The sequence below is a fragment of the Limosilactobacillus albertensis genome (assembly GCF_014145555.1).
GTDB classification, from domain to species: Bacteria; Bacillota; Bacilli; order Lactobacillales; family Lactobacillaceae; genus Limosilactobacillus; species Limosilactobacillus albertensis.
Window position 1 is genome coordinate 102,945 of the sequence record NZ_JACIVD010000066.1, and the last position, 26,779, is coordinate 129,723.

At 38.1% G+C, this 26,779-nt stretch carries 24 protein-coding genes; 5 read left to right on the top strand and 19 right to left on the bottom strand.

Annotated elements, in window-relative coordinates:
- Nucleotides 1–120: 120 nt before the first annotated feature.
- The 9 genes from H5S41_RS08085 to H5S41_RS08125 form a co-directional block, all read right to left on the bottom strand.
- Nucleotides 121–894, bottom strand: a complete 774-nt coding sequence (locus tag H5S41_RS08085) for a YibE/F family protein (RefSeq protein ID WP_182602909.1) — start codon at nucleotides 892–894, stop codon at nucleotides 121–123.
- Nucleotides 891–2,006, bottom strand: coding sequence for a YibE/F family protein (locus tag H5S41_RS08090; protein WP_182602910.1), 1,116 nt, complete (start codon nucleotides 2,004–2,006; stop codon nucleotides 891–893). Before H5S41_RS08090 ends, H5S41_RS08085 begins: the two co-directional genes overlap by 4 nt.
- Before the next feature lie 99 nt (nucleotides 2,007–2,105).
- The gene (gene ptsP / locus H5S41_RS08095; RefSeq protein WP_182602911.1) at nucleotides 2,106–3,833 is read right to left on the bottom strand and encodes a phosphoenolpyruvate--protein phosphotransferase; all 1,728 of its coding nucleotides are present in this window, start codon (nucleotides 3,831–3,833) and stop codon (nucleotides 2,106–2,108) included.
- A 136-nt stretch (nucleotides 3,834–3,969) separates the two neighbouring features.
- A complete protein-coding gene (gene upp / locus H5S41_RS08100; RefSeq protein WP_153710164.1) occupies nucleotides 3,970–4,605 on the bottom strand; it encodes a uracil phosphoribosyltransferase in 636 nt (211 codons plus the stop codon).
- Nucleotides 4,606–4,697: 92 nt separating this feature from the next.
- The gene (gene glyA, locus H5S41_RS08105; RefSeq protein ID WP_182602912.1) at nucleotides 4,698–5,933 is read right to left on the bottom strand and encodes a serine hydroxymethyltransferase; all 1,236 of its coding nucleotides are present in this window, start codon (nucleotides 5,931–5,933) and stop codon (nucleotides 4,698–4,700) included.
- A 110-nt stretch (nucleotides 5,934–6,043) separates the two neighbouring features.
- Entirely contained in the window at nucleotides 6,044–7,072 is a 1,029-nt protein-coding gene (locus H5S41_RS08110) for an L-threonylcarbamoyladenylate synthase (protein ID WP_182602913.1), read from the bottom strand.
- A gap of 5 nt (nucleotides 7,073–7,077) precedes the next feature.
- Nucleotides 7,078–7,944, bottom strand: coding sequence for a peptide chain release factor N(5)-glutamine methyltransferase (gene prmC / locus H5S41_RS08115; protein WP_182602914.1), 867 nt, complete (start codon nucleotides 7,942–7,944; stop codon nucleotides 7,078–7,080).
- A complete protein-coding gene (gene prfA / locus H5S41_RS08120) occupies nucleotides 7,937–9,019 on the bottom strand; it encodes a peptide chain release factor 1 (RefSeq protein ID WP_182597494.1) in 1,083 nt (360 codons plus the stop codon). The genes prmC and prfA overlap by 8 nt, the downstream gene beginning before the upstream one ends.
- Before the next feature lie 24 nt (nucleotides 9,020–9,043).
- Nucleotides 9,044–9,616, bottom strand: coding sequence for a thymidine kinase (locus H5S41_RS08125; RefSeq protein ID WP_182602915.1), 573 nt, complete (start codon nucleotides 9,614–9,616; stop codon nucleotides 9,044–9,046).
- A gap of 228 nt (nucleotides 9,617–9,844) precedes the next feature.
- Between H5S41_RS08125 and H5S41_RS08130 the strand changes: the two genes are divergently transcribed.
- Genes H5S41_RS08130 through H5S41_RS08140 form a run of 3 tightly spaced genes read left to right on the top strand, consistent with a single transcriptional unit; the run spans nucleotide 9,845 to nucleotide 12,206 of the window.
- On the top strand, nucleotides 9,845–11,182 hold the full coding sequence (locus tag H5S41_RS08130; RefSeq protein ID WP_182597474.1) for a Mur ligase family protein: 1,338 nt from the start codon (nucleotides 9,845–9,847) through the stop codon (nucleotides 11,180–11,182).
- Nucleotides 11,182–11,889 (top strand): type 1 glutamine amidotransferase, encoded by a 708-nt coding sequence (locus H5S41_RS08135; RefSeq protein WP_182602916.1) that lies wholly within the window; start codon nucleotides 11,182–11,184, stop codon nucleotides 11,887–11,889. Before H5S41_RS08130 ends, H5S41_RS08135 begins: the two co-directional genes overlap by 1 nt.
- 14 nt (nucleotides 11,890–11,903) lie before the next feature.
- The gene (locus H5S41_RS08140) at nucleotides 11,904–12,206 is read left to right on the top strand and encodes a hypothetical protein (RefSeq protein ID WP_182602917.1); all 303 of its coding nucleotides are present in this window, start codon (nucleotides 11,904–11,906) and stop codon (nucleotides 12,204–12,206) included.
- Between the two features lie 124 nt (nucleotides 12,207–12,330).
- On the opposite strand, the gene H5S41_RS08145 is transcribed toward H5S41_RS08140, so the two are convergent.
- The 5 genes from H5S41_RS08145 to H5S41_RS08165 form a co-directional block, all read right to left on the bottom strand.
- Nucleotides 12,331–13,737, bottom strand: coding sequence for an amino acid permease (locus H5S41_RS08145; protein WP_182602918.1), 1,407 nt, complete (start codon nucleotides 13,735–13,737; stop codon nucleotides 12,331–12,333).
- 48 nt (nucleotides 13,738–13,785) lie between these two features.
- Nucleotides 13,786–15,207, bottom strand: a complete 1,422-nt coding sequence (locus H5S41_RS08150; protein WP_182602919.1) for a basic amino acid/polyamine antiporter — start codon at nucleotides 15,205–15,207, stop codon at nucleotides 13,786–13,788.
- Nucleotides 15,208–15,227: 20 nt separating this feature from the next.
- Nucleotides 15,228–15,689, bottom strand: coding sequence for an arginine repressor (locus H5S41_RS08155; RefSeq protein ID WP_153710156.1), 462 nt, complete (start codon nucleotides 15,687–15,689; stop codon nucleotides 15,228–15,230).
- A 114-nt stretch (nucleotides 15,690–15,803) separates the two neighbouring features.
- A complete protein-coding gene (gene arcA / locus H5S41_RS08160) occupies nucleotides 15,804–17,033 on the bottom strand; it encodes an arginine deiminase (RefSeq protein ID WP_182602920.1) in 1,230 nt (409 codons plus the stop codon).
- Between the two features lie 206 nt (nucleotides 17,034–17,239).
- A complete protein-coding gene (locus tag H5S41_RS08165) occupies nucleotides 17,240–18,265 on the bottom strand; it encodes a serine hydrolase domain-containing protein (protein WP_182602921.1) in 1,026 nt (341 codons plus the stop codon).
- Nucleotides 18,266–18,468: 203 nt separating this feature from the next.
- Between H5S41_RS08165 and H5S41_RS08170 the strand changes: the two genes are divergently transcribed.
- A complete protein-coding gene (locus tag H5S41_RS08170) occupies nucleotides 18,469–19,035 on the top strand; it encodes a hypothetical protein (RefSeq protein ID WP_182602922.1) in 567 nt (188 codons plus the stop codon).
- A gap of 111 nt (nucleotides 19,036–19,146) precedes the next feature.
- Here the strand turns inward: H5S41_RS08170 and H5S41_RS08175 are convergent, their stop codons facing one another.
- From H5S41_RS08175 to H5S41_RS08195, 5 genes are all read right to left on the bottom strand, one after another.
- Nucleotides 19,147–22,257 (bottom strand): mucin-binding protein, encoded by a 3,111-nt coding sequence (locus tag H5S41_RS08175; RefSeq protein ID WP_182602923.1) that lies wholly within the window; start codon nucleotides 22,255–22,257, stop codon nucleotides 19,147–19,149.
- A gap of 267 nt (nucleotides 22,258–22,524) precedes the next feature.
- Nucleotides 22,525–23,397: a hypothetical protein gene (locus H5S41_RS08180; protein WP_182602924.1), complete on the bottom strand. Its 873-nt coding sequence runs from the start codon at nucleotides 23,395–23,397 to the stop codon at nucleotides 22,525–22,527.
- A gap of 2 nt (nucleotides 23,398–23,399) precedes the next feature.
- Nucleotides 23,400–23,558, bottom strand: coding sequence for a hypothetical protein (locus H5S41_RS08185; protein WP_182597484.1), 159 nt, complete (start codon nucleotides 23,556–23,558; stop codon nucleotides 23,400–23,402).
- A 65-nt stretch (nucleotides 23,559–23,623) separates the two neighbouring features.
- The gene (locus tag H5S41_RS08190; protein ID WP_135950840.1) at nucleotides 23,624–24,712 is read right to left on the bottom strand and encodes a site-specific integrase; all 1,089 of its coding nucleotides are present in this window, start codon (nucleotides 24,710–24,712) and stop codon (nucleotides 23,624–23,626) included.
- A gap of 937 nt (nucleotides 24,713–25,649) precedes the next feature.
- Nucleotides 25,650–26,453 (bottom strand): helix-turn-helix domain-containing protein, encoded by an 804-nt coding sequence (locus H5S41_RS08195; protein ID WP_182602925.1) that lies wholly within the window; start codon nucleotides 26,451–26,453, stop codon nucleotides 25,650–25,652.
- Between the two features lie 135 nt (nucleotides 26,454–26,588).
- Between H5S41_RS08195 and H5S41_RS08200 the strand changes: the two genes are divergently transcribed.
- Nucleotides 26,589–26,774 carry a helix-turn-helix domain-containing protein gene (locus H5S41_RS08200; protein ID WP_065532705.1) on the top strand — a complete coding sequence of 62 codons (186 nt, stop codon included), beginning with the start codon at nucleotides 26,589–26,591 and terminating at the stop codon, nucleotides 26,772–26,774.
- Nucleotides 26,775–26,779 lie beyond the last annotated feature (5 nt).

Sequence of the window (26,779 nt, forward strand, 5' to 3'; positions counted from 1 at the left end):
GAATCCAGCTCCAAAGTCGTTTTATCCTAGAATATCCCTATCGAGACAGTAAGATTTTATCCGCACCTTTGAAGCCTCACGGGACTCCGATTAAAGGTCTATTTATAAGTTATTCGTATATTACTTTGTTTTTGTTTGATTGTCAATAACCGATTTTCTCCGCTTTGTCATTACCCAGGCTGTCATCGGTACAGTAATTAGGACGCCAATAAAGGCGATTAGAATTTCAATCATCTCAGCAACAAAAATTTTGTTATTCATAATTGTTCCAAATGAATAGTGAAGCCCTAAAAACCAAATGAATAAGGCCAAAAATCCACCAAAGAAGCCAAAGAAGAGGGTATTAAATGTCGTCCCAATAATTTGCTGACCAATCGCCATCCCGCTATGAATCAGCTGCCGATTAGTTCGTTCAGGATGATTTTCAAGGATTTCAGTTAAACCAGATGAAATTGCCATAGCAGCTTCAGCAATTGCTCCCAAAGAACTCAAAATAGTAGTAGTAACCGAGACTTTTAGGTAACTGATCCCAATTAAGATTGACATTCCTTCCAATTCGTCACTGTCTTCCGTTCCAAATCCTTGAACCATTGCCCAGTGCTCGACAACAAAAATTAAAACCAAAATCAAGCTTAATACGATTAAGGACGAATAAAACGCAGTAACTGTTGTTCGTAAGTCGTCTTCACCCATAAAAATTGTAATCGCTAAAATGGTAATTCCAATTGTCGTAGTAACAAATAATGGCGGAACATGAAATGCTACTAAAATAATTGCAAAATATAGAAAGCCAAAATTAAGCAACAAACTTAAAAATGCTGTCCACCCCTGTTTTCCACCAACAAGAATCATTAAAACAAGCAAAACTAAGCCTAAACCAGTAATTGTCGTCATTTTGGCACCTTCTTTCCGAGTAATAACGCACCAAATAAGCTTACAAGCGGAACAGAGAGAACAATTCCAATCCCGCTAATTAGGCTTTGAATCGTTCCTAAACTCATATTCATCGCATAAGTGTACCCCCACGAATTACCGTTTTTAATGTATAAAAGACTACCGGTAAAGGTATCGACCATAAAAATTAAGAATAAGACATTAACTAGCGGCCCCATAATCGATTTTCCAACATTGCGACCGGAAATAAATAATTGCTTACGAGTTACTTGGGAATTCAGTTGTTTCAACTCAAACAACGTTGCGATAATATCGCTTGATTCGTCCATAACTGCTCCTAATGAACCCAACAACGTCTCAGCTAAAAATAAAGGCCGCGGCACCTGAGTTACATACTCCATGGATTCATAGTAGACGCCCCGCTCATGAGTCCATGCGAATACCAGCATACTAACGCCTAATGCAATAAATGTTCCCATAACTGTTGCCGCAAAAGTAGCTAGCATTCGTTTGCTAAAGCCAAGAACTAATAAAAGGCTAATAAAAGTAAAAATAACAGCCAAAATACTGAAAAGCATCATAATGTGCTGCCCATTTTGTTTCAAATCGATTTCAATGGCAATTAAAAAGAGAAGCGCATTAATTACGACACTCAAAAGCGCAAATAATCCCGGCCTGCCCATCAGCAAAAGAAGCATTAAAATTACAAGCCAAAGCAAAAAGACAATCACTGTATCACGCTTATAGCCATCAACATTCGCCGTTAATTTACCATTTTGTTTACGAACCTGGGTTAAAAAGATTTCGTTCCCCGCTCGATAATGCTGATCCATCGGTTGTGAATCACTATAAGTGTTTTGCACCGTTAATTCTTGATTGCGGTACTTTCCGTTCATCAGTTTTACCCGCAATTGCTGACTATATTGATGATCGACATTATCAAATTGATCTTTTACCCTTCGTTTACCAACCGTTTGTTCACTCATCACCTTTGCAATGGGCTGCCGGTAAAAACGTTCGTTATGACTAGTAAATAAGACTGCTGCTAGCCCTAATATAACCAGGGAAATAAGCAGCCATATTCTTCGTCTCGTCCAGTATTGCTTAACCACACCCACATCTCCTTAACAACAGCAAACTATTGTTATTTTACTATTAACAATTTGTAAGAAAAGGATTTAGGAAAAATCTTTACTTTTCCTAAATCCTTTTTAGTTTTCTACTAACCAATGTTGAACTAATTTTTTTACTGCTGGCATTGAATCACAGGTAGTAATTGCTTCTTGATAAAGTTCCTGACACTTTTTTCCGTCTAGCTGTCTCATCATCGATCTTGTTCGTAAAATTGAACTAGCACTCATTGAGTAAACATCGAGACCCATTCCGATCAATAAAGGCAGCGAATACCGGTCACCAGCCATTTCACCGCACATTGCAACCGTTGTATTGTGAGCATGGCCAGAATCAATAATGTGTTTTACCAGCTTAAGAAAAGTCGGATTCAAAGGCTGGTAAAGGTAGGAGACAGAATCATTACCACGGTCTGCTGCAAAACAGTATTGAATTAAGTCATTAGTTCCAATACTAAAGAAATCAACTTCTGCAGCTAATCGTTCAGCATTTAAAGCCGCTAATGGAACTTCAATCATTATTCCCAACCGAACATCTTTTCCGATTTCAGGATGATCAACCGCCAACTTTTGCTGTTCCTCGTAGTAAATTTTCTTGGCAGCTTGAAGTTCTTCCAGTGTTGTAATCATCGGAAACATAATACTGATCTTCCCAAATTCAGATGCGCGAAGAAGCGCTCTTAACTGCGTCCGAAACATCTCTGGTCGGTCAAGAGCGATTCGAATTGCCCGATACCCTAAAAACGGGTTCATTTCTTTTGGTAGCGGCATAAAGCGTAATGGCTTATCACCACCAATGTCCAAGGTTCTAACAACTAATCGTTTCCCTTTTAACTGCTCAACAGCTTTTCGATAAGCATTAAATTGTTCATCTTCAGTTGGCAAATGATCACTTTTCATGTAAAGAAATTCAGTACGAAACAGACCAACACCGTCCGCACCATTCTCCATTGCTGAAGAAATATCGACAGAAGAACCAATATTAGCAGCAATTTTATATTTAGAGCCATCAGCCGTTACTGAGGGCTTATCTACCATTTGTTGCCATTGTTGACGAACATTCATAAATTTATCGGCAATTTTTTGATACTGACTAATTTCAGTAGATGCCGGCTCAATAATTGCATTACCTTCAAACCCATCAACAATTACATTCTGGCCATTTACCGCTTTTCTTGTAATATCATTACATCCAACAATTGCAGGGATCTGCAAGGATCGCGCCATAATTGCCGCATGACTGGTCCGGCCACCAAGATCAGTAATAATTCCCTTCACAAAACGAGCATCCATCTGGGAAGTATCAGAAGGACCGATCGAATGAGCAACCACAATTACCGGGTGATCTAATGCTCGTAAATTAGGCAGCTCTTTCCCCTCTAATTCAGCAAGCACCTGATCTTGAATGTTCTGAAAGTCAGCAGCCCGCTCCTGCATGTACTCATTTCCTGTCATTGCCTGAAGTGTTTTGATCGCCTTTGTTATTACTTCGGCAAAAGCAGACTCCGCGTTTAACCGTTGATTAGTTATCCGATTTTCTACTTGTTTAATCATTTCCGGATCATTAAGAATAGCAATATGGGTATCAAATATTGCCAGATCTTCATCACTAAGTTTACCAGTTAGGTTCTTTTTAGTCGTTTCCAAGTTACGAATAATCTTGTCAAAAGCATTATGCAAGCGTTTCTTTTCACTGGCCGCATCACTAACATGGTACTTTTCAAAGCTTAAATTAGGTTTTGTTAACAAGTAGGCCGGAGCAATCCCGACCCCATCACTTGCCGCAATCCCATTAACTCGGGTTACCATTCATCAATCCCTCTTTTCTAATATAGTACCTATTATAAGCGAAAGCCTTTTCAACGCAAAATCATATTTAAAAGAAAAAGATTGGCGAAACATTAAGCTTCCCAATCTCCTCAGTTACCTGATAAATATTTAAATCTTACTTAGTACCAAAAAGCCGGTCACCAGCATCACCTAATCCTGGTACGATATAACCATCTTTATTAAGGTGGTCATCTAATCCAGCAGTATAAATATCAACATCTGGATAAGCTTCACGAACAGCCTTAACTCCCTCAGGGGCAGCAACTAAACATGCAAATTTCATATTTTGTTCTTGGCAGCCGCGCTTCTTTAATGCTTCGATCGCCATCATTGCAGAACCACCCGTAGCAAGCATCGGATCAACAATAAATAATTGCCGTTCTGTAATATCATTTGGAAGCTTTACAAAATATTCATGAGGTTTCAATGTTTCCTCATCCCGATACATTCCAATAAAGCCAATTTTGGCTGCAGGAATAAGGTCAGTCATCCCATCGACCATCCCTAATCCTGCACGTAAGATTGGAATAATAGCAACTTTTTTCCCTGCAAGCTCCTTTTGAGTCGTCTTAGCAATCGGGGTTTCAATTTCAACATCTTTTAATGGCATGTCGCGCGCAACTTCATAAGCCATTAAAGTTGAAATTTCCTTAACAGTTTCCCGGAAAAACTTTGTCCCTACATTTTTATCCCGAATCATTGTTAACTTGTGTTGAATCAGTGGATGATCAATAACTTCAAATTTGCCCATGCTAAATACACTCCTTTAAATTTCTTCACTATTCTACCAAAAAAATCAAGGTGTGACAAAGAATCCTAACAACTTTTTATATTCATATTTTCCTAGTTGATTGGGTACTTAGTAGTCAGTTTTTGAACCTGCTCCGCTACCTGCTGTAATTTTTCTTCATCAGTTGGATTTGTTAGCGCAGTAATGATCAGTTCAGCAACTTGCTGTGCATCTTCTTCCTTGAAACCACGACTCGTAATTGCTGGAGTTCCGATTCGTAAACCACTGGTGATGAATGGGCTTCGTGGATCGTTGGGGATTGCTTCTTTATTTGTTGTAATGTGAATACGGTCAAGAAGATTTTGCGCATCTTTTCCTGTCAAACCGGTCTTGGTAAGGTCCAAAACAAGGAGATGATTCTCAGTCTTTCCTGAAACCACGCGGACCTGTTCACTTGCCTTAAATACTTGGCTCATTACAGCAGCGTTTTTTACTACCTGTTGAATGTATTTAGTATATTCAGGTTGCAAATCTTCATAAAATGCCTGTGCTTTCCCAGCAATGACATGTTCTAACGGGCCACCCTGAGTACCTGGGAAAACCGCCGAATTGATCTTTCGGCCTAGCTCAACCGATTTAGATAAGATCATTCCTCCTCGTGGTCCGCGTAATGTTTTATGAGTTGTTGTCGTTACAACATCCGCAACTGGAATTGGACTAGGGTGTGCTCCTGTAGCAACTAAGCCGGCAATATGGGCCATGTCGACCATTAAGTAAGCTCCAACCTCATCAGCAATCTTGCGGAATGCCTGCCAATCAATAATCCGGCTATATGCAGATGCCCCTGCTACTATCAATTGAGGTTTTACTTTCTTAGCCAAACTCATAATCTCATCGTAATCAAGTTCTTCAGTTGCTGAATTAAGGCCATAACCATAAGTTTTATATAGCTTTCCACTAAAATTAACAGTTGCTCCGTGAGTCAAATGACCACCAGCATCCATTCCCATCCCTAAAATTACATCGCCAGGCTTAAGCAATGCTTGATACACTGCCATATTAGCTTGCGATCCAGAGTGAGGTTGAACATTAACATATGCCGCGTCAAATAACTTTTTAGCATAATCAATGGCTAACTGTTCAACCTGATCGATAAATTCACAACCACCGTAATAACGCTTATTAGGATACCCTTCAGCATACTTATTAGTTAACACTGATCCTTGTGCTTCACGAACAGCGTCTGAAACAATATTCTCCGATGCGATTAATTCAATCGTATCTTGTTGCCGCTGTTCTTCGTTTTTAATTGCTGCCCATAGTTGGGGTGACTTCTTACCGTAGTTCATTCACGACATCTCCTCTGGTTATAAATAAAGAGGCTGGTAACTACTCAGTCTCTTTATTATTTTATTGAGATTTTTAATTAGACAGTGGTTTCTCTTCCACTCAACTGTCTTTATTTTACCGCATTACTATCAAAGTGCATACCACCAGCAGACTTATTTAACCGATTCATATATGCACCACCTAAATCATGCGCTGGAAATGTTTGGGTAACGATTGCCTTAACGTTAGGCTGATCATCAAATTGCCGTAAACCATCAAATAAACGGGCACTGGCATCTTGAACATTTTTACCTAATGAGAATTGGATCGCATTCATTGGTAATACTTCTTGCTGGAGGATTTTGCCTTCTGCCATCATTCCGACATCGAACGGCTGTTGGCGAATCCATTCAACAACCTTATTCCAATCAGTACCCTCGTCAACAATATACACCTGCGCTTTAGGAGCATAATGCTTATATTTCATCCCCGGCGCCTTAGGAACTTCATTTTTTCCAACTTTGTGATGATTAATATCAATTGAGCCGATTACTGACTCAATATCTTTCTTAGTAACAGCACCAGGACGTAAAATCACAGGATGGGCTGTTGACATATCAAGAACGGTTGATTCAACCCCTACTCGTGTCGGACCATTATCAAGAATCCCCGCAATTTTGCCATGCAAGTCATGGTAGACATGTTGAGCAGTAGTCGGGCTTGGTTTTCCAGAAGTATTAGCAGATGGTCCAACCATTGGAACACCTGCTTCTTCGATAAGATCAAGTGTTGGCTGGCAATCTGGATAACGGAAAGCAACTGTTTTTAAGCCCCCCGTTACCGTTTTTGAAAGGACACCCTTTTTAATCTTTAAAATAATGGTTAAAGAGCCTGGCCAGAATGCAGCCATTAGCTTTCGAGCATTATCGGGAATCTCTGCAGCATATTTTTCAACCATTGAAATTGAATTAACGTGGACAATTAACGGATTATCACTCGGCCGTCCTTTGGCTAAGTAAACATTTTTAACCGCCTCTTCGTTTGTTGCATCAGCCCCTAAACCATAGACAGTTTCTGTCGGAAATGCAACTAATTCACCACGTTTAATTGCAGCTGCTGCCTGGGCAATCTCACCATGTCGAAAAATCCTCGTATCCATTCTTACTATCTTCCTCCTGCGTTTGAAAAATCCCATGCGTGTATCATCCTCATTTTTCCTGCCACATCATGTCGTGGGCATATCTGTGCGTGTTCATCGGTTTGATGTAGTAATTTTTGAATTGAGTCCTCTTGATCATAACCAGTTTCACCAAATATCTGACCAGACGATGTTAAGTAATGTCCTGCCTGCTTGAATAAGCGATGATAAAATCCTAGGCCGTGCTCATTAGCAAATAAAGCTATCTTCGGCTCATTTTCAAGGACAGCCTGATCCATTGCCACAGTATCATCTGGATCAATATACGGAGGGTTAGTCACAATTAAGTCATATCGTTGATCGATATTTTCAAATAGGTCACTTTTAATTAACGGTAATTCTAAGTTAAAATTCGTCATATTTTTTTGAGCAACGGTAAGAGCATCAGACGAAATATCGCTTAAGCTCACTTTCCAGTTTGGGCGTTCTAATGCCAGGGTAATACCAATCACCCCGCTGCCTGTTCCTAAGTCCAAAACTTTTAGCGGGCTAGCTGGCATTTCCTGTAGTACCCAATCAATCAGTTCCGCCGTTTCTGCTTCCGGAATTAAAACATTTTTGTTAATTTTAAAAGTTCGTCCATAAAATGGGGCCTGCCCAACAATATATTGAGCAGGCTCATGTTTAAGCAACCTTGTAATTGCGTCCTCCCACCATTTTACTTCATCAACCGGCATTTCATCACGATTATGTAATAGTAAGTGAGTTGCATCCCAGCCATGTAGCTGTTGAAGTAAAAATTGCGGGGCACTTGGATCAATATCGGTTCCTTGTAGTTGTTCTTTTGCCCATCGCTGAGCCATGAAGTAATTAGTTGGCACGAACCTACTCATTCCGGAGCTGCTCCAATTTTTGCGTCTGATCAGCAACAATTAAAGCTTCAATGATTTCATCTAAATCACCAGCCATGATCTTATCAAGTTTATTTAAGGTTAAACCAATTCGGTGGTCGGTAACCCGGTTTTGCGGATAATTATAGGTCCTAATCCGCTCTGACCGGTCACCTGTCCCAATTGCGTCTTTCCGTTTTTGATCATAGGCGCTCTGTTCTTGTTGCTGGTAATAATCATAAACCCGTGACTTTAAAATCCGCATTGCCTTAGCACGGTTTTGTTGTTGGGAACGCTCATCTTGCATTGCAACAACAATCCCCGTTGGCAAGTGCGTCATCCGAACCGCTGACGATGTCTTATTAACGTGCTGACCACCCGCACCACTTGAACGGTAAACATCGACACGAATATCTTTAGGATCAATATCAACGTCCACATCTTCAGCTTCTGGCATTACCCCAACGGTTGCAGTTGACGTGTGAACCCGGCCAGCCGATTCAGTAACAGGGACCCGTTGAACCCGGTGTGCCCCGTTTTCAAACTTAAGCTTAGAATATACTTTATCACCGGTAATCATCAAGGCAATTTCCTTAAAACCACCGACCTCAGTTTCATTACGGTCAACAACTTCTACTTTCCAGCCCTGCTTTTCGGCATAGTGAAGGTACATGTTATAAAGGTCAGCCGCAAATAGGCTCGCTTCATCCCCACCGGCAGCACCACGAATTTCCATAATAATGTTTTTATCATCATTTGGGTCTTTAGGAATTAAAAGCAACTCAAGATCTTTTTCTAATTGTGCTTGTTCTTCCCGTGCTTCTGCTAGTTCTTCCTTTGTTAAGGCAGTTAAATCATCATCATTAGTCTCACGTAATAATTCTTCATCATCACTAATGGTTTGTGTAACTTTTTTATATTGGTTATATTTCTCGACAGTTTCACGTAAGCTTCCCTCTTCCTTTGAAAGCTTCATAAAACGCTGGGAATCGGCAATTACTTCTGGATCACTGATCAACTCGTTTAATTCATCGTAACGGTCGGCAACTGCTTGAAGCTTGTCGAAAATTTCTTCCATTTCCATTCTTTATTATTCCTCCTATTATTTTAATTTGGGATGAAAATAGTGTTTTCGGCACACCGGGTAATATGACTCATTTCCCCCGATCTGGACCTGCTCACCCTCATATACCGGCTTACCATTATGAATTCGCAAATTCATCGTTGCTTTATGAGGGCAGAACCAGCAAATTGTTTTCATCTCTTCAATCTTGTCAGCATAAATTAGTAAGTACTTTGAACCTTCAAATAATTCATTACGAAAATCATTTTTTAATCCAAAAGCCATTACCGGAATATTTAGCTCATCAACAATTTTGATTAATTGTAGGACGTGCTCTTTCTTTAAAAACTGTGCTTCATCGATCAATACACAATATATCTTATGGTCCATTTTGTTGACATAATCATAAATATTCGTGTCATCCATAATCGGCTTCACTTTACGCTCTAACCCAATCCGACTGGCAATAATTCCGCGGCCGGACCGATCATCAACGCCACTAGTCATCAAGACAACGGGCTTCCCTTGCTCTTCATAGTTATGAGCAACTTTTAAAATATCGATTGACTTTCCGGAATTCATCGCGCCATATTTAAAGAATAGTTGTGCCACTACAATTGCTCCTTTTTGTTTGCATAGTACTCTTCATTATATCCAAAAATTTGGATCATTTAAATACTTCTACATTAGGAAAGAGTTTTTTACATTGAATAACTTTAATCTTATAATAATTTCAGTTTAATAACTTTCTTTTTGTGATCGTAAAGTTTAGAATTAAACGGTAATTTAATCATCAATATTGTATTATTTACAATTGATACGAAAGGAATACATCTATTCATGACAGTTCGAAGTTCATTTGCCGAATTTGCCGGACGGTCAAGCTACTGGTTTCTCCATACGTTCATGAATGGCGGAAGCTCGCTCCCAGGAAAATTAACCTTAAAGCTTGACCCAAATATTCTGCAAGCCTTTAGCAAAAAGTATGACCTTGTAATTGTAACAGGAACTAATGGAAAAACTTTAACAACCGCATTAAGCGTACGAGTTCTCCGTGAAAAATATGATCAGGTTCTCACTAACCCAACTGGTTCTAACATGGAGCAAGGAATTGTGACAACCTTTATTACTGCACCGCGTCCAAAGAAAAAAGGACTTGCTGTTCTTGAAGTTGATGAAGCAAACGTAGTCAAAGTATGTAAATATATCACGCCAATTGCGTTTGTCTTTACTAACATTTTCCGTGATCAAATGGATCGGTACGGGGAAATTTATACCACATATAATAAGATTCTGCAGGGAGTCAAATTAGCACCAAAAGCAACGATTATCGCTAATGGGGATGAGCAGCTCTTCAATAGTAAAGAACTACCTAACCCAATTATCTATTATGGTTTCAACCATGAAGAAAAAGAACCTTTTAATGCACCCGCTAACACTGATGGCTTGCTATGTCCCAAGTGCCAGCATATCTTAAAATATCGGATGCGTACTTATGCCGGACTGGGTAACTATTTCTGCCCAAACTGTGGCTTCCATCGTCCAGAATTAACGTATGCTGTTACAAAGATTAATAAGCTTACCCCAACACACTCAACCTTTGAGATTGATGGGCAAGAGTATACAATTGGAATTGGCGGACTATATAACATTTATAATGCTTTAGCCGCTTATTCGCTTGGCCGCTTCTTGGGAGTGAGCCAGGCACAGATTAAGGACGCCTTTGAATCAGATGAACGAGTTTTTGGCCGACAAGAAGTTATTAATATCGATGGAAAACAAGTCACTCTGATCCTCGTTAAGAATCCGGTTGGTCTCAATCAAGTCTTAGATATGATTGAAACCGATGAAAAGCCATTTAGTTTTGCTTTCTTACTGAATGCTAATTATGCTGATGGTATTGATACTAGCTGGATCTGGGATGGTGACTTTGAAAAGCTTACTCGTCACCAAATCCCGCAATATATGACTGGTGGCGAACGGTATAAAGATATTACAACCCGGTTAACAATGGCTGGCGTAAATGAAATGTGGCATGAGCCGGACTTAACGCAAGTAATTGATAAAATTAAAGAAATGCCTACTGAGCATGTTTATATTCTCGCTACCTATACTGCGGTTCTTCAATTACGTAAGCAACTAGCAGATAAAGGCTATATTAAGGGAGGAATGGACTGATGGCAAAATACCACTTGCATCTCGCCCACCTTTATGGCGACTTGTTAAATACCTATAGTGATGTTGGTAATATTATTGCTCTTCAATATTATGCTAAACAAATGGATACAGATATCGACGTCAAAGTTATTAGCATCGACAATGAATTTAACCCCCAGGACTTTGACCTAGCACTCTTTGGCGGCGGTCAGGATTACGAGCAGCTTGTTGTTTCTAAAGACCTTCCAAATAAAAAAACAGGGATTAGTAAGTTTATTAACGACGGGAAACCCCTTCTCGCTATTTGTGGAGGTTATCAGCTTCTCGGTCACTATTATATCGGCGCTGGCGGTGAAAAGATTCCTGGACTTGGTATCCTTGATCACTACACGCTAAGCCAGGATAACCATCGTTTCATCGGTGATATCACTATTAAAAATGAAGAAAGCGGCCAAGAATATCACGGTTTTGAAAATCATAACGGTCGAACTTTCTTAGGAAAAGATGAACGGCCGCTTGGAAAAGTTATTTCTGGCAATGGGAATAACGGCGAAGATCACACTGAAGGGGCAATCTACAAAAACACCTACTGTTCCTACTTCCATGGACCAATTCTTACAAGAAATGGTGAAATTGCTAAAAAGATTCTTTTAGCTGCCCTTGAACATAAATACCCAGATGCAGACTTGAGTAGTCAAAAAGCGCTTAAAATAAAGCCTACATTTTAGTAAGGTGACAACCAGTGAATCAAACAATAACATTTGTATTTACCATTATTTTCCTGCTTGAAAGCTTTTGGGAAGTTCGGCTTTTCTCGCAGCTTCAAGCACTAGCTGTTCAAAATCCGGCAAAGATTCCACCACGATTTGTAAAGGTAATACGTCTTGAGCGTCGTTGGAACTGGATCTCCTGGATACTAATCATCTTACTGTTTCTTACCTCATCGAATTTTACAATTTTATGGGTAAGCCTCATCACGTTGATTGAGACTTATGTTGTTTGGCGAATGGATAATATGAAAAGTAAAATGACTAGCGAAGATTAAAATTTAGAAAAACATGAGAATGATAAAAGGCTCCAATGCTCGGCAAAACCGAACTCTGGAGCCTTTTTAGACTATGCTATCCTATTACTTTTTAGGGACCAAGCTAATTTCCGTCCTCATGTTTTTAAAAACTAATTTTCCCGTTAATGATCAGAATAAGCGCAATCACACCCGCTAGTGCAATAACAGCTGCCAACCATTTTTCCTTTTTGCTCATTTTATTAGGAGCTCCTGCAAATAATGGTATTCCAAGTGCAAAAATAATTGCACTAGCAAATACATATTCAAGCCCCGAAGCAACCAACATATAAACAGAATACAGTGACGCGAGAATAGCAATAAGCTTAAAGCCAATCCCCAAGTTTTCGTTAATAGCTAATTTTAAGCCATATAACGCGGATAACAAGTAAGCAACTAATGTCATTGTCGCGGCTAAAGTATAAGCGATTGTATACGCGGTTTGAAGCTGGGGAAGTAATAGCACTAACAAGCATCCCTGCATGATTATTGTATATACAATCAACGCAAATCCTGGAACACTATGACGATTAACAATCTTAAACGCGCGTGGCATGTCGCGGTCGTAACCTGTTACATATGCAATCTCCGGTCCAATCATAAACCAGCTTAGAAGAGCGCCCAGAAGCGAAACCAATAAGCCAATTTTGATAATTAAACTTCCCGCAACACCTAATGCAGTATGACTAAGAGCAGCAGCAAGCGGAACCGAGGTCTGACTTAGTTCCTTAGCTGTTAAAATCCCCATTGGAATGATTGAAATTGAGATATAAAGGACTAACACAATCACAAAACTGATAATTGTTGCCTTCCCAACATCTCGTGGCCGACTTGCTCGGCGGGACATTGAAACAGCAGCTTCGATTCCAACAAAGCACCAGACAATCGTACTCATTGCACCACTGATCTGGTTGCCAAATGATACATGCGTCTGATTAACCGCAAGAACAGCCGTCCAATCCGGAACATTAAAAATATGCGGCTGAAAAGCAAAAATCCCTATAACAACTACCAAGAGCAACGGTAAGATTTTTATAATCGTAATAACCGCATTTAAGATACTTGCTTCATGAACACCAAACCATGTGATAGCTGTATATCCCCATAAGATAATTGAGCCACCGATAAAGCACATCAACGGTGAAAGCTGGTGCGAACCTAACATGCTATTTAAGGTTTTAAAGAAGAGCGAAATAAAGGCAATGTTACCAAATACTGCCCCCATCCAATATCCCCAAAAGGAATTGAAACCTACGTAATTACCAAAGCCTTCTTTTGCATAAGTATAAATTCCACCATTCATCTCCGGCTTAATAACAGAGAGTTTATAAAAGACTAATACCAGCGTTAAAATTCCTAGGCCGCCAATCAACCATGCGACTAGTGCTGCCATTGGGTTTGCTTTCAAAATCAAATCGGTCGGACTATTAAAAATCCCACCACCAATAATCGTTCCTACAATTAAGGTGATTAAGAGGAAGAGATTTAATTTCTTTTCCTTCACCTTAATCACCTCACTTATAAATATTCTTCAAATGCGGAATAATTATACATTATTTACCTAGCTAATGGCAATAGTTCCATTAGCAACAAGCCAAATTGCGATAACACTAAGAATTAAGATTAATGCCATTGTCCACTTTTCAGCAGTTGTAACTTTGCGATCATTTTCTTTACATGCTAGGTAATAAATGTAGAATCCAGGAATAAAACTAATTGAAACTAATAATACTTCTTGCCATCCAGCAAGGAACATACATGCAAACATGAATGCTGCAGAAAGCAAACCGATCGTGAATTGTCCCCATTCTTGATGTGCAGAACTGTATTTCATTTGGTAAAGTCCAACAAATAAGTATGAGAATAAAATTGCTGCACTACATAGTGAATATGCAAATTCATAGGCTTTATCAGTGAAGAGCAATGAGAACAAGAATATTGTTTGTAACACCGCAGTAATCATTAAGGAAGCAGTTGGTGCCTTTTTAGCATTAACCTTTCCCCAAACTTTAGGCATTGCTTTATCATCGGCAACCAGCATCGTCGTTTCAGCTGGAAGCATTGTCCAAGAAAGCCAAGAAACAATTGTTGAAATGATCAAACCAACGTTAATTAGGATTGAACCCCAGTTACCAACAGTTGCTTGAAGAACGTGTCCGATAGCAGGCTGACCCATTCCAGCCAATTCTGCCCGGGTTAATGTACCATAAGGCAAAATTGAAATCAAAACATAGATGATTACTAAGAGGCCAAAACTGATTAAAGAAGCTTCACGAGCGGCTGTAAGCGACTTAGCACGACTAGCCATAACAGAAGCACCTTCAACACCGATAAATACCCAAATCAGCGTCATTAAGGTACCCTTCATTTGTTCCCAAACAGAACCCGTTGTCGTTCCTTGAGAAGCATTGTTAGCAACACGTCCCCAGAAGTCTGTCGTAAACATTCCAGCCTTAAAGCAAACAACCATCATAATGATAAAGATAACTAATGGTAAAACCTTGCAGATTGTTCCGATCATATTAACAAAAGAGGCACTCTCAACACCATTGTTAACCAAAATCGTTAATAACCAACAGAAGATGATGGCAACAATAATTGATGGTAAATTCTGACCACCCTTAAACGTTGGGAAAAAGGTTCCGATTGAACTCATTAACATCGTAGCAAAGGCAATGTTTCCCAACCATGCAGACAGCCAGTAAGACCATCCAGAAATAAACTCACCTAGTGGCCCAAATCCGGCTCCAGCATATGAGAAAATCCCGGAAGTAAGGTCTGGTCGTTTTTCTGACAAATTATTTAGTGAAAGAACCAACATTAAGAAACCAAGACCAACAAAAATCCAAGCCAACAAAGCAGGCCCTGGTGCCGCAGCTGCAGCAACATCACTAGTAATACCAAATATCCCGGTACCGATACATGAACTTACAATTAGGGCAATTAGTTCGCCTTTACCGATACCTTTCTTTTGTCCATCCATAGAAATCCCTCCTATTCAATTTATGAATGCATATGTTGAATAATTAAATCATAGACCATTTTAGCATCATCACTATTTTTACTAATGATAATCAAGGTATCGTTACCAGCAAGCGTGCCTACAACTTCCGGAATATCAAGTTCATCAAACATCCCTGCTAAGATTGTTGCGTAACTAGAATTAAGCGCCGTCTTAACCACATTCATAAATTGAACTGTTTCAATTGTCCGGACATTATCATGAATACCCTGATATAGCCGTTCAAAGTTGTGCTCTGGTGTCACATGTAATTGAACATAGTGCGTATGACCGTTACCATCATTTGCTTTAACGATATTTAGTGCGTGAATATCGCGTGAAATAGTTGCCTGGGTTGTTTCAAAACCCGCATCCGCCAACAATTTGAGCAACTCTTCTTGTGTTTCAATCTTGCGGTCATTAACCACTTGCTCAATATATTTTCGTCTTGCCTTTCGATCCATTCGTGTCCCCTTCTTATCAAGTTAATTACACTAAAATGATACAAGAAAAAGCAGCAAAATTATACCCTTTCTAAAATAACTCAGATAAATTTGCTGCTTTTAATATCTTATTTACTACTTAAGATCTTCACGAACAATTGGACATGACATGCACCGCGGGCCACCACGACCACGTGATAATTCGCTTGAACGAACCTCATGAACGAGAATACCATGCTTACGCAGCAAATCGTTTGAGACATAGTTCCGGTCATAAGTTACAACTACACCAGGGGCAATTGCCAGCGTGTTAGAACCATCATTCCACTGTTCACGTGGAGCAATAATCGGATCGCCGCCACCAGTAGGAATTAAATCAATTTCCGGCTTATCAAGTGCCTTCTTCAAAATTTCTTTAAGGTTCGTTTCATGAGTAATTGAAATTTCACCATTACTACTTGGGTGCATAATGTATGCATCAACATGACCACCATCACGTAAAATTGCTGGATGAACTGTAAATTGATCGTAATTAATCATTGTAAATACAGTATCAAGGTGCATCATTGCATGGTTGTGAGGAATATGAATAGCAATTACTGTATCATAATTAGACTTTTCAAAGAGGCTTTCAGCTAATTCAGTAATGGCCTTAGCTGATGTCCGTTGAGAAATACCAATTGCCAATACATGGTCGCTGAGAACTAATTCGTCCCCACCTTCAATACGGCCTTCTGGGTACCGGTTCCGCCATACCTCAACACCCTTATCAGCAAATCGCTTATTATGATTAATAATGTATTCAGTAAAGAGAGATTCACGTTGACGTGCCTTGAAGGTCATGCGATTAATAGTAATTCCGTCCCCGATACATGCCTGTTGGTCACGAGTAAAGTATGCATTTGGCATTGGATCCATGTAGAATGGGTAATCCCTGTCTTCTGCTAATTCAGCAAGAGAAGCATACTTAGTCTTAATTTCATCTTTCCGAACACCTGCAATGATCTTATCAACCATGTCCTTGGTGTTAAAACTAAGCAAGTACTCCTTTAACCCATCATGAATTGCTCCAGCAGCATAGCCTGATTCAGCAATGATCTTTTCAAGGAATTCTTCCTTAATATCATTATCTGCCAATGCATCCGTTAATAAATCTTCAAGATACAATACCTCAGCACCATTGTCCCGTAATGTTTGTGCAAAAAGGTCATGTTCTTCTTGAGCGATCGGTAAGTATGGAATATCATCTACAAGCATCCGGTGAAGAATGTCAGGATAAACATTTTCAATTTCCTTACCTGGTCGATGCAACATAACTGTCTTAAGCTTCCCAATTTCTGATGTAACATGAATTGGACTTTGCATACAATATCACTCCTTTTTGAAGTATCACTTGACTACAATTACATGTTATTAGTTTGTGTAACCGTTGTCAAATGCCGATATATCAACATTTAGTGAATTAAATAAAAAGAAGTTATTAATATAAATTATTAACAGTTTTTATACATTTTGTTCATTCAAAACGTATATTTCATGAAAACGCTTATTCACATAATTGTATATTAATTTCACAAAGTTTTTTCTTTTTCATTTAAATAAATGGCAAAGAGCTTATCACGGGCATCCAAATATTCTTGATTTTTGGCACTTGGATGAACACGATTTGTTAAGACAATAAATCCTTGGTCAGCTTGACGGTCTAAAACCATCCAAGTACCCGTAAAACCAGTATGACTAATTAAAAGATGGCGGTCAGGACTTTGAGCATGAAAAAGTTTCCAACCAAGCGAGCGCGTGTGCGGCCCTGGAATACAGGTTTGATCCTTAAAGAAGGCATCAATCATCGCGGAGGATAAAAGATTATTTAGGTTTGTTTCAATTAATGCTCGACCAAAAATTGTCAAGTCCTCTAATGATGCAAATAAGCCAGCACAGCCACAGTGCTCACCGAGAATATGCCCCTTGGGATCATGAGTCTCTCCTTTGATTATTCCTCGTTTAGCCTGAATCTCCGTTGGTACACATTTGGCGGGATCAGGAGTAAACGTTGCTGTCGGCATATTTAATGGCTTCAGGACTCGATCAGTAATTACTTTTTGAACCGGATCATTACAAATTCGCTCAATAATCCACCCTAAATATAGATAATTTACATCAGCGTATTTTATTTGGCGGTTTAAGCTATCCTCGACATGCATCCTCGTTAAGAAAGCCTTCTTTAGTTCAGCGGCATTAAGTTCATTTCGATGTGGTATATACCCGGCAATTCCAGATGTATGCGTTAATAAATTACGGATTGTTGGTCGCCCATCACTAAACTCTGGAAGATACTTAGTAACCGGATCATCTAGTCCTATTTTCCCTTCTTGAACCAGCATTGCAATAACCGGAACAGTTCCAACTACCTTTGTAAGTGAAGCAACATCATATAGCATGTTAGATTTTAATTTGGCCACGTCTGGGTAAACCTGAGCCATCCCCGTTACTTCTTTTATCGTGTCATTGTGGTCAAAAATCAAATAACTAACCCCTGGAACAATTCCTTCTTTAACCATCTGATGCAGCTTGGTAATCGTTAAGTCATACTTATTCATCATCAAAAGCTCCTTAATCCTTTAAGTGTTAATAATTTTAACGTAAATTTTTGACGAGGGAAAATTTCTAAACAATTAAAAGATAATTGCAATCAATTGTAACAAAAAAGTTAAAAATGTTACAAAAAGATTTCAAAAGGCGGTATAATATAAGTGTGATAATTTTCAGAAATTATATAAGAGAGAATGAGGGGGTCATGAAAATGATGAAGATGACAAATAAAGTTTTAACAAGTTCGCTAGTAATTTTAACCGCCTTCGGACTAGCAGGATGTGCAAATAGTGCAGCGGCCCCAACGACAAAAACATCAACTGCTGCTACAAAGGTAAGTAAGCAAGCAAATTCTTCAACAAACAGTCAAAAAGCAAGTAAAGCTCATTCTGATGTTTCAAGCGTAACATCTAGTAATGACCAAAAAGCAAGTACATCATCGCAAACTTCAAATTCAACTAGCATACAAAGTGTAAGTTCTGCTAGTTACTCGGCTGTTGCTAATCACTCATCCCAAAATCAGGCAACTTCAAGTAGCACCCCTGCGCAAAGCGATCAACAAGTTTTAACTAGTTTTGTTAAGTCAAGCGGGGTACAAAAAGACGGTAATTATTACTATGTAACACCAAATAAGCAAAATAATAACTACCAAATCGAAGTACGTAATAATCAGGGTGGCGACCCGAATATCGCTCACCTAACCGGTACTTATCAATATGATCCTGCCACAAATCAAATTCAAGAAATGAACCCAATTACTGGCAATTATGATAAATAATGATTTTTACTTTTATTACTAATGGGCTTCAGAGTTCGATTTTACCGAACCCTGAAGCCCATTTTGCTTGTTTATATTTACTTAGACAACAACAGCTATGACATTGTTACGTTAGAATAATCCCTTAAATGCAGCAAAGATTCCCTTTTTATTTGCAGTATTTTCGCTGCTAACAGGTTGTTCTTCCTTTACTACAGCTTCAGAATCATTAGTTCCATGTGGTGTTACAGCCACTAATTTCTTTAATTTAATAACATAGGTTTGCTTACCAGCAATAAAATGATGGTCTGTCGGGAAGTTATTTTCATCAAGAATATATCCTTGTTCCTCAAAAGACTTAATCTGGTCAGCTGGATCATAACTAAATTCATCACCAGTCGTGCCTTTAACCGACTCGGTCTTTAATTCTTTTTCGTTTTGGTCAATAAACTTAACTAAAACTTCTGCTGGCTTAGCGGTGTAAAGAACACTTTCTTCGCGATTTTCAGCATTCTCATCAACTTTTTCTGCTGGAAGAGTCGATGCTTCATAACCATCAATTGGTGTTGGAATATATTCTGGTAATACGCCAGCAGTCCAGTCTTGCCAAACGTCTTCGCCTGTTACTTCATCGTGTACGCCTAGATGAGTTGCAATAGCTTCCTGGGTTACTATTTGCTGTGTTTGATCCGGCATTGTGATTTTAATTGTTCTTGTTACACGGTGCTCATCTTTAAGCGGCGTTGTCTGGTGAGTCAAGTAAACATAATATTGCTGTTCGGGACTTCCTGCAAGGTACTTTCCTTTTGACGCGCCCTTATCCGCCTTAAATAATTTGTAACCAGCTTCTTCAAAATTCCAAAGTTTATTTGTATAACTTTTACCTTCAGCTACTTCTAACTTTTGTGTACGGCTATTAATAATTTGCCCAGAAGTTGGTCTAACGATCGGTAGCCGGTCATCAGGAACATCAACGTAAAAAATTGTAACGGGTTGTACTTGACGATCTTCTTTACTGATAACGATTCGATACTCTTTTACTTGGTTCCCATCTTCAGCAGTGAACCGCGCATCATTAGCTAATTCATTATCGACAACCACATAGCCTTCTTCTGCCAAATGATCAATCTTGATTGCCGAAAGATGATCAATTGGTTCACCAGTCAAGCCGGTAACAGTTTGTTCTTCAATTTGGTTGCCCTCTTCATCAACAAACTTGATCTTGACATCGACTTTCTTAGGACGATAGGTAACATCGATACTGCTGTCCTTAGAAGTTAGCGAAATCGGTTGGGCATCAACATTCTTACTTGAATATCCAGGAATAGTTGGGGCGATTACAGCTGGAAGACTTGCCTTGCTCCAATCACTCCATGTTTTTTCATTAGTAGTTTTATCGACAACACCATACCGTTGAATCCGGCCATCTTGCTTAATAACCTGTTTAGCACCATCCGGCATATTAAAAGTAATTGTTCTTGTTACTTGATGATCTTCATCAATTTTTTCAATTTTATGGGTAAGGTATACATAGTAATCCTTAGCAGGCTGTCCACCAGCATAAGTTCCTGTTTCGGCACCTTTGTCGTACTTAAAAATCTCGAAGCCGTTTTCTGCTCCCCATAACTTATTATGGTATGATTCATCACCTTTACCAGTAAAAGTCTGGGTTTGTTCCTCAAGTATCTTCCCATCATCAGGTTGTAATTCTTCTTTTGACTTATTAGTAGCAGTAACCAAGTCAACATAGTAAACGTTAATAGTTTGTTTATTTTCAACAATTGAAACATTAGTTGATGAAGTAATCAACATATTATCGTCTTCACTTCCATTAAGGAAATACCCGATTGTGACTGGATAGGTACCAGGATTGGCATCTTCCAATTCAGAATCATCAACGATAAATGTTTGCTCAGGACTAACCGGTAATTCTTTATTATTGGCAGAAAGTCCGCTAACTTTTACAACTCCCGCATATGAATTCCACTCGTCCTTCGTCTCTGCTCTTAAAGTAAAGCTCTGGGTAATAAGCAATTGGTGGATGACCACATATGGAATAAAGTCTAATTTTTCCAAATCAAGTAAGGAGTTTGATGTCGTAAACGCATAGGCACCCATCAATTTTCGACCTGTTTCATCAACATCAACGGAATATCCCTTTTCTTGAATAGCACTTTGAATAGAATCTAAAGTAAAGAAGTATTGGCCCCCCTGCCACAAAACATCCTCAGAATCATCATCAATTGTGACCTCATCATTAAAATTACTAATCGCGTAAGGAACTTCGCCAAGTGTTGGCATTATTTCTTGAATATCTTGGTCAAACACTTGATACCCATTATCTTCAGTTCGATCAAGGGCCATAAAATGAACATTTTTATAGTCATCATATGCAAAAATTGGCGTACTCAGACGGAAATTCAGTTTAGAGGTTGTGTGCTTATTAACCGTTAAATCATAAAAAGCGTACTCATTTAGGTTAAAGGTTTCTTGACTATTAAGATTTTCAATATTGATAATCTTAAATGGAAATTCAACTCGGTATGAACTATTTGGTAATAGCGAACCGAACACCATCACCGCAGTAACCTTTTCCCAACTAAAATCATCACGTTGCTTTAAGGTATCAATTGTAGAATACTCACCTTCATGCCCCTGATAACTATATGTAATATCAAATCCGGGAATTACATTACCTTTTTCATCTTTATATTCTAAGCCATCGAATTCATTAACTCGTGAACCATCAATAACAATTTGAGTTGCCCCTGCATTGCTTTCAAAAGACGGTAAAGTATATACTACTTCAACTGATTTAGCAGTTTCCGTGGCGTTTTTCAAATGACCATAACCGCTAAAATCACTCGCTGAACGATAATTAACCAAAGCAGCAGTCTTTTTTAATTCATTTCGGCTGACTAGTGAACGGTCTTTCGTATGACTTTCGCTATTTGTTGCTTGTAGATACGTTCCATGTTGTAACCCATCTAAATCATCATTTAATTGGTATTCCCCTAATTCAGGATTATTTTTTATTACCGGTTCCTTGCCACTTAACTCCTGCTGTTGTGCTGCAAAGTTAGGGACCGATTTTAATTCGTTTTCTAGTAATTGTGAATCGCTAAGTAAAGCAACACTTGAAGCAGATGCATCTCTCAACTTAATTTGTCTCCCGATAGTTTCAGTTGAAGTAAGTTTGACGCCAATTACCTTATCTTTTTTCATATCCTCTGTCTCAAGCATTTTCTTATCCCCCTTAGATGCTTTTATAGTTCGATAAACATTATTTCATCATTGAGTATAATATAATCATTTCTTATTTCAACACTGATAAATATTTTCCTGCTGTATTCATTTTTTATTTCATATCATTTTCATTGATATATAGGCATCTAAGGACATTTTAAATATAATAAAAAAGAACAAAAGAATAATTTTTCATATGAAAAAATTATCTTTTGTTCTTTTAAGGTGATAGTTTTTTATCACAAGATATTTAAATGTTCACTATTAATATTGAGGTGCATCAGTATTTTCTTGCTTATAAGTATTAGTATTTGTTTCTTCTCGACTTTGCGAAGCAGCAGGGGCAGCTTCATGACTTGTAGCATTAGTATTTCCACTATATTGTGGAGTACGACTCCTACTATAGCTGCCCCGTGATGCGCCACTGTTGTTCGATGTAGCAGTCGTAGAATTATTAGAAGTGTTATTATTACTATTCTGAGTAGAAGCAGTCGAAGAACTAGCGTGTGATGATGATGCAGAACTACTTGAAGAGGAAACAACTGAGGAAGAGCTGTCGCTAGTTGAACTAGCACTAGCAGAAGATGAACTTCCTAAATTATCGTTCCCTTTAACTTTTAGCTTTTTGGTTACTTTTTGGTTACCACGCTCTGCAATAATATCGTAGGTTCCTGCTACATCAAATGTGTAACTATGATTAACAAGCGATTGTCCTTTACTTGCCTTAAAGGTTTTAACAATTTCTTTGCTCTTATGACCACGAATCGTTAAAGTTGTTTGTGGAGAGACCTTAAACTTAACCTTTGCTTCACCATTATCATTCAAAGATACCTTACGATCAAACTGAACCGAAACCTCTCCTAAGCTATCATTATTTGAGGCGGCATATTCAACGTTTTCAGTCTTGTCAGTCTGAGCCGGCTTTGCTTCCTGACGATGTGAATGATGGATGCTTCCAAAAGCAATCCCACCAACACAAATCACTAAAACGGCCACTAATGTCCAATTTAAAAAGACCCGTCCCCCACTAACAAAGTTATTGCCGCTACGGTTCTTTCGTAGCTGTGAAATATATTGAGCAGCTAAAATAACAATCGCAATAATTGCTAATACTATCATTAAATTCATTACTCGCATAATTAATTCACCAAATCCGTCCTATTCTTTTCTATTTTACTCAAATCCATCATAGCATTAATTAAATCTTTTCTTAACGCTTTTCCTAAATTTGTAATACAAATAAAAAAATCTGCTACCCAATATTCCTGAGTAACAGACACAAGTGTAATCACCCGCACGAGGATACTAACCCCTTGATGTATCAGCGTCTGCACTCTGTTTTTCCGCCATTTTTCCGCAACTCTTATAATTCTGCCAATTTATCAATGATTAAGGTGTCATTTTTAGCCTTGTACTCATCAATCAAATAAGAATAAGTATTTAAGGTTACGGTAATATTTGAATGTCCTAGCCGTTTACTAATAGCGTATATATCAACGCCTTTACTCAGCAAAAAGGCTACATGAACGTGGCGTAACGAATGAAAGTGAAAACCTTGCTTATTGATGTTACTATCATTCATAATAGAGTGTAAACACTTATTCAATGCGTTACTTGTAGGGATTGTCCCTAACACGTTTTGAAAGACCATAATACTATTATTAGCTTTTAAGTCTTCTAATCTTTTGAGCAATTGTCGATTTACCTTCACAACTCGCTTGCTTGATTCTGTTTTAGTGGATTTAAAAGCTTTTTCTTTTTCATCCCACGACTTAGAAATGCTAATTGTCGAATGTAGAAAGTCAATATCATTCCACGTAAGCGCCTGTATTTCACTCTTACGCATTCCAGTATAAATTGCCGTAAGAATCATATAACGGCTTGTATTATACCTTTCTAGCTTAGATACTACATTCTTTTTTAGCGTTTGAAGCTCACTAGTTGTTAGGTAATCAACTTTTCTCTCCAAAGCTTTATTATACGTGATATTAACATTATGCGTAAAGTCCTTATTGATAATATCATCATCAATTGCATAGCCAACGCATGACCTAATAGCACCATTTAACTTACTAACTGATTTATAAGCGTGATTGCTACCGTACCAATTAATAAACTCTTGATAGTCTGAGCGCTTAATTTCTCGTAGTTTCGTATCAGCGAAATACTCGTTAATAAACTTTTTCATTATGCGGTATTGGTTTTGAGCGCTTGCGCTTTGAGCTTTGCTACTCTTATATAGGTCAAACCACCGCTTAAAGTAATCAAATAAGGTTACATCTCTTAAATCTAAGTTAACCTTGTTTAATTCACGTTCTAACTCATCCCCTGCTTGTAATGCTTCACGTTTCAGCTTGAAAAAGCCTGCTGATTTTTGATGACGTTTTCCGTCCTTGTCTTTAAACTCTGCTATTCCGTAATATCCCTTTTTTGCTTTCTTTGCATAACTCATAAAATTACCTCATTTCGCACAGCTTGCCAGCATGGAATATTGGAGGTATGTATTTGAGTTTCGTAGCCGTATTTTCGGCCACCAAAAAGGGATGGATAGGGTGAACGCAATTTTGCGTCGAGGCTCATATCGCTGTTACATCAACGATATGAAGGAGAATCCAAAATTGGATTGAGGTACTCGCCCCAAAATTTAGGTGAGTAAGATATGCACAATTTTGTGCAGATGTAATCAGCCGATTTTTCGGCTGAGTGATATTCACTCCGCAATTTTGCTGGGCTCAATTTTGAGCCGAGTAAAGATGCGCGCAATTATGCGCAGATGTACTTACCCCAAAATTGAGGTGAGTAAGATGTGTCCGATTTTGGACGGATGTAATCAGCTGAATTTTCAGCAGATTGAACATTGGCTTAATTCTTAGCAGATGTCCCCAAAACTGGGGAAATATAGCAGTGGCGCTATTAGTGTATATATTGGTTTCGCAGGATAGAACCTAACAAAGCCTAACATTAAACGGCTATATATTAGCTATATCCAGCTATCTATCAGCAGAAAGAAGCCAAGCACAGCAAGAGTTTCAACGTAAAATGTGCAGAAAACCAGCAGATTAATTACTACAAAATACTACATAGAACAATGAAACTACCTCAGAAAAACTCAGATAAATAAGCTCTTTATTAACAAATCCAGTTTTGGACTAGTTGAGATATACCCAACTTTAGGGAGATGTAGCATTTTTTAACGGGCGCAATTTTAAGCTCGTTAATTTTTAACTCTGGTACCTAAAAAACTGGTAAGAAGGTGAATCCAATTTTGGACGGACGTAATCAGCTATCTAACTAAGGAAGTACGTTACATAAAAATTCTATAACGATGTTTGAGATAGTATCGAATGCGGTAATAATAAAGTTTTTCATAGTGTCTCTCCTAGTAGCTTTTAATGTGAGTTATTTTTGATTTTGTGTGAAAGTTTTATAAATTCACGAATAGCTTCTGAATATGTTTCTAAGATAGTATTTGCGACTTTTGAATCTGTTTTTTTGTTCATTAACAAAATTTGTCGCATTTCATTTATATTTGTATGAAGTTGATCCATTGCTACATTAAGTAAATACAAGTCTTCTTCGCCTTTTTGATGAATAGAGTGCATTTTAGCCATATCTTGATAAGTTGAAATAAAACTTTTAGGTAAAGAACTATCCCTACTTAGATATGAAAGAGCGTGCTCATAATAATTAAGCGTTTTCTTCTCGCAGTAATCTAGACCACTTTTCAAATTTTCTTTTGCAAATTCTTTATTATTTAAATTACTTTCACTATTTTTTTTAATAAGGTAATTATCATTCTGAATAGTTGATATAATATTTACTATTTTTTTTATATCAGTTTCGTCATATGAATAAAAAAACATTTTCGAGTTCAAACTAATATCAACTATTTTTTTTGCACTTAATGATTTACTTTTATTTTCACCAATAAATTCAGCAAGTATAATCACATCATTTGAAAACCTTTTAAGTAGTCCTTCAAGGTCTTTTTGCTCCATCCCTTGCAAATAACTAACAGACACACCAAAGAAATCAGCTAATTTTATCCAAGTTTCAAGCTTTGGTTCACGCTCACCTCTTTCGTACTTGCCTAAAGCGTCAGCAGATATTTTAAAATCTTGCTTTGCTAACTCTTCGCTTAATTGTTTGAGAGTTAGCTTTTTATTTTGTCTGCATTTTCTAATTCTGTTCATGTTTTTATACCTCACATCAATTACAGAATAACACAAAACAAAAAATAATAATACATTATGTATTGACAATACAAAATGTATTATTTAAGATAAATGTGTCAAAAAAGACAAAATGTATTTTTGGGAAGTGATTAAATGACTGAATATTTTAGCTATCAGGAAGCTATGAAGTACATGGGATTTAATTCCCCTGTATCGTTGCAAAAGTATATCAAGCAAGGCTTACCCACTATTCAAGTAGGCAAATCAAAGCGTATTGCTAAGTCTGATATTGATAAGTTCATGGCTGACCATCGTGTAGTAGCAACACAAGACAAGTAAGGGGA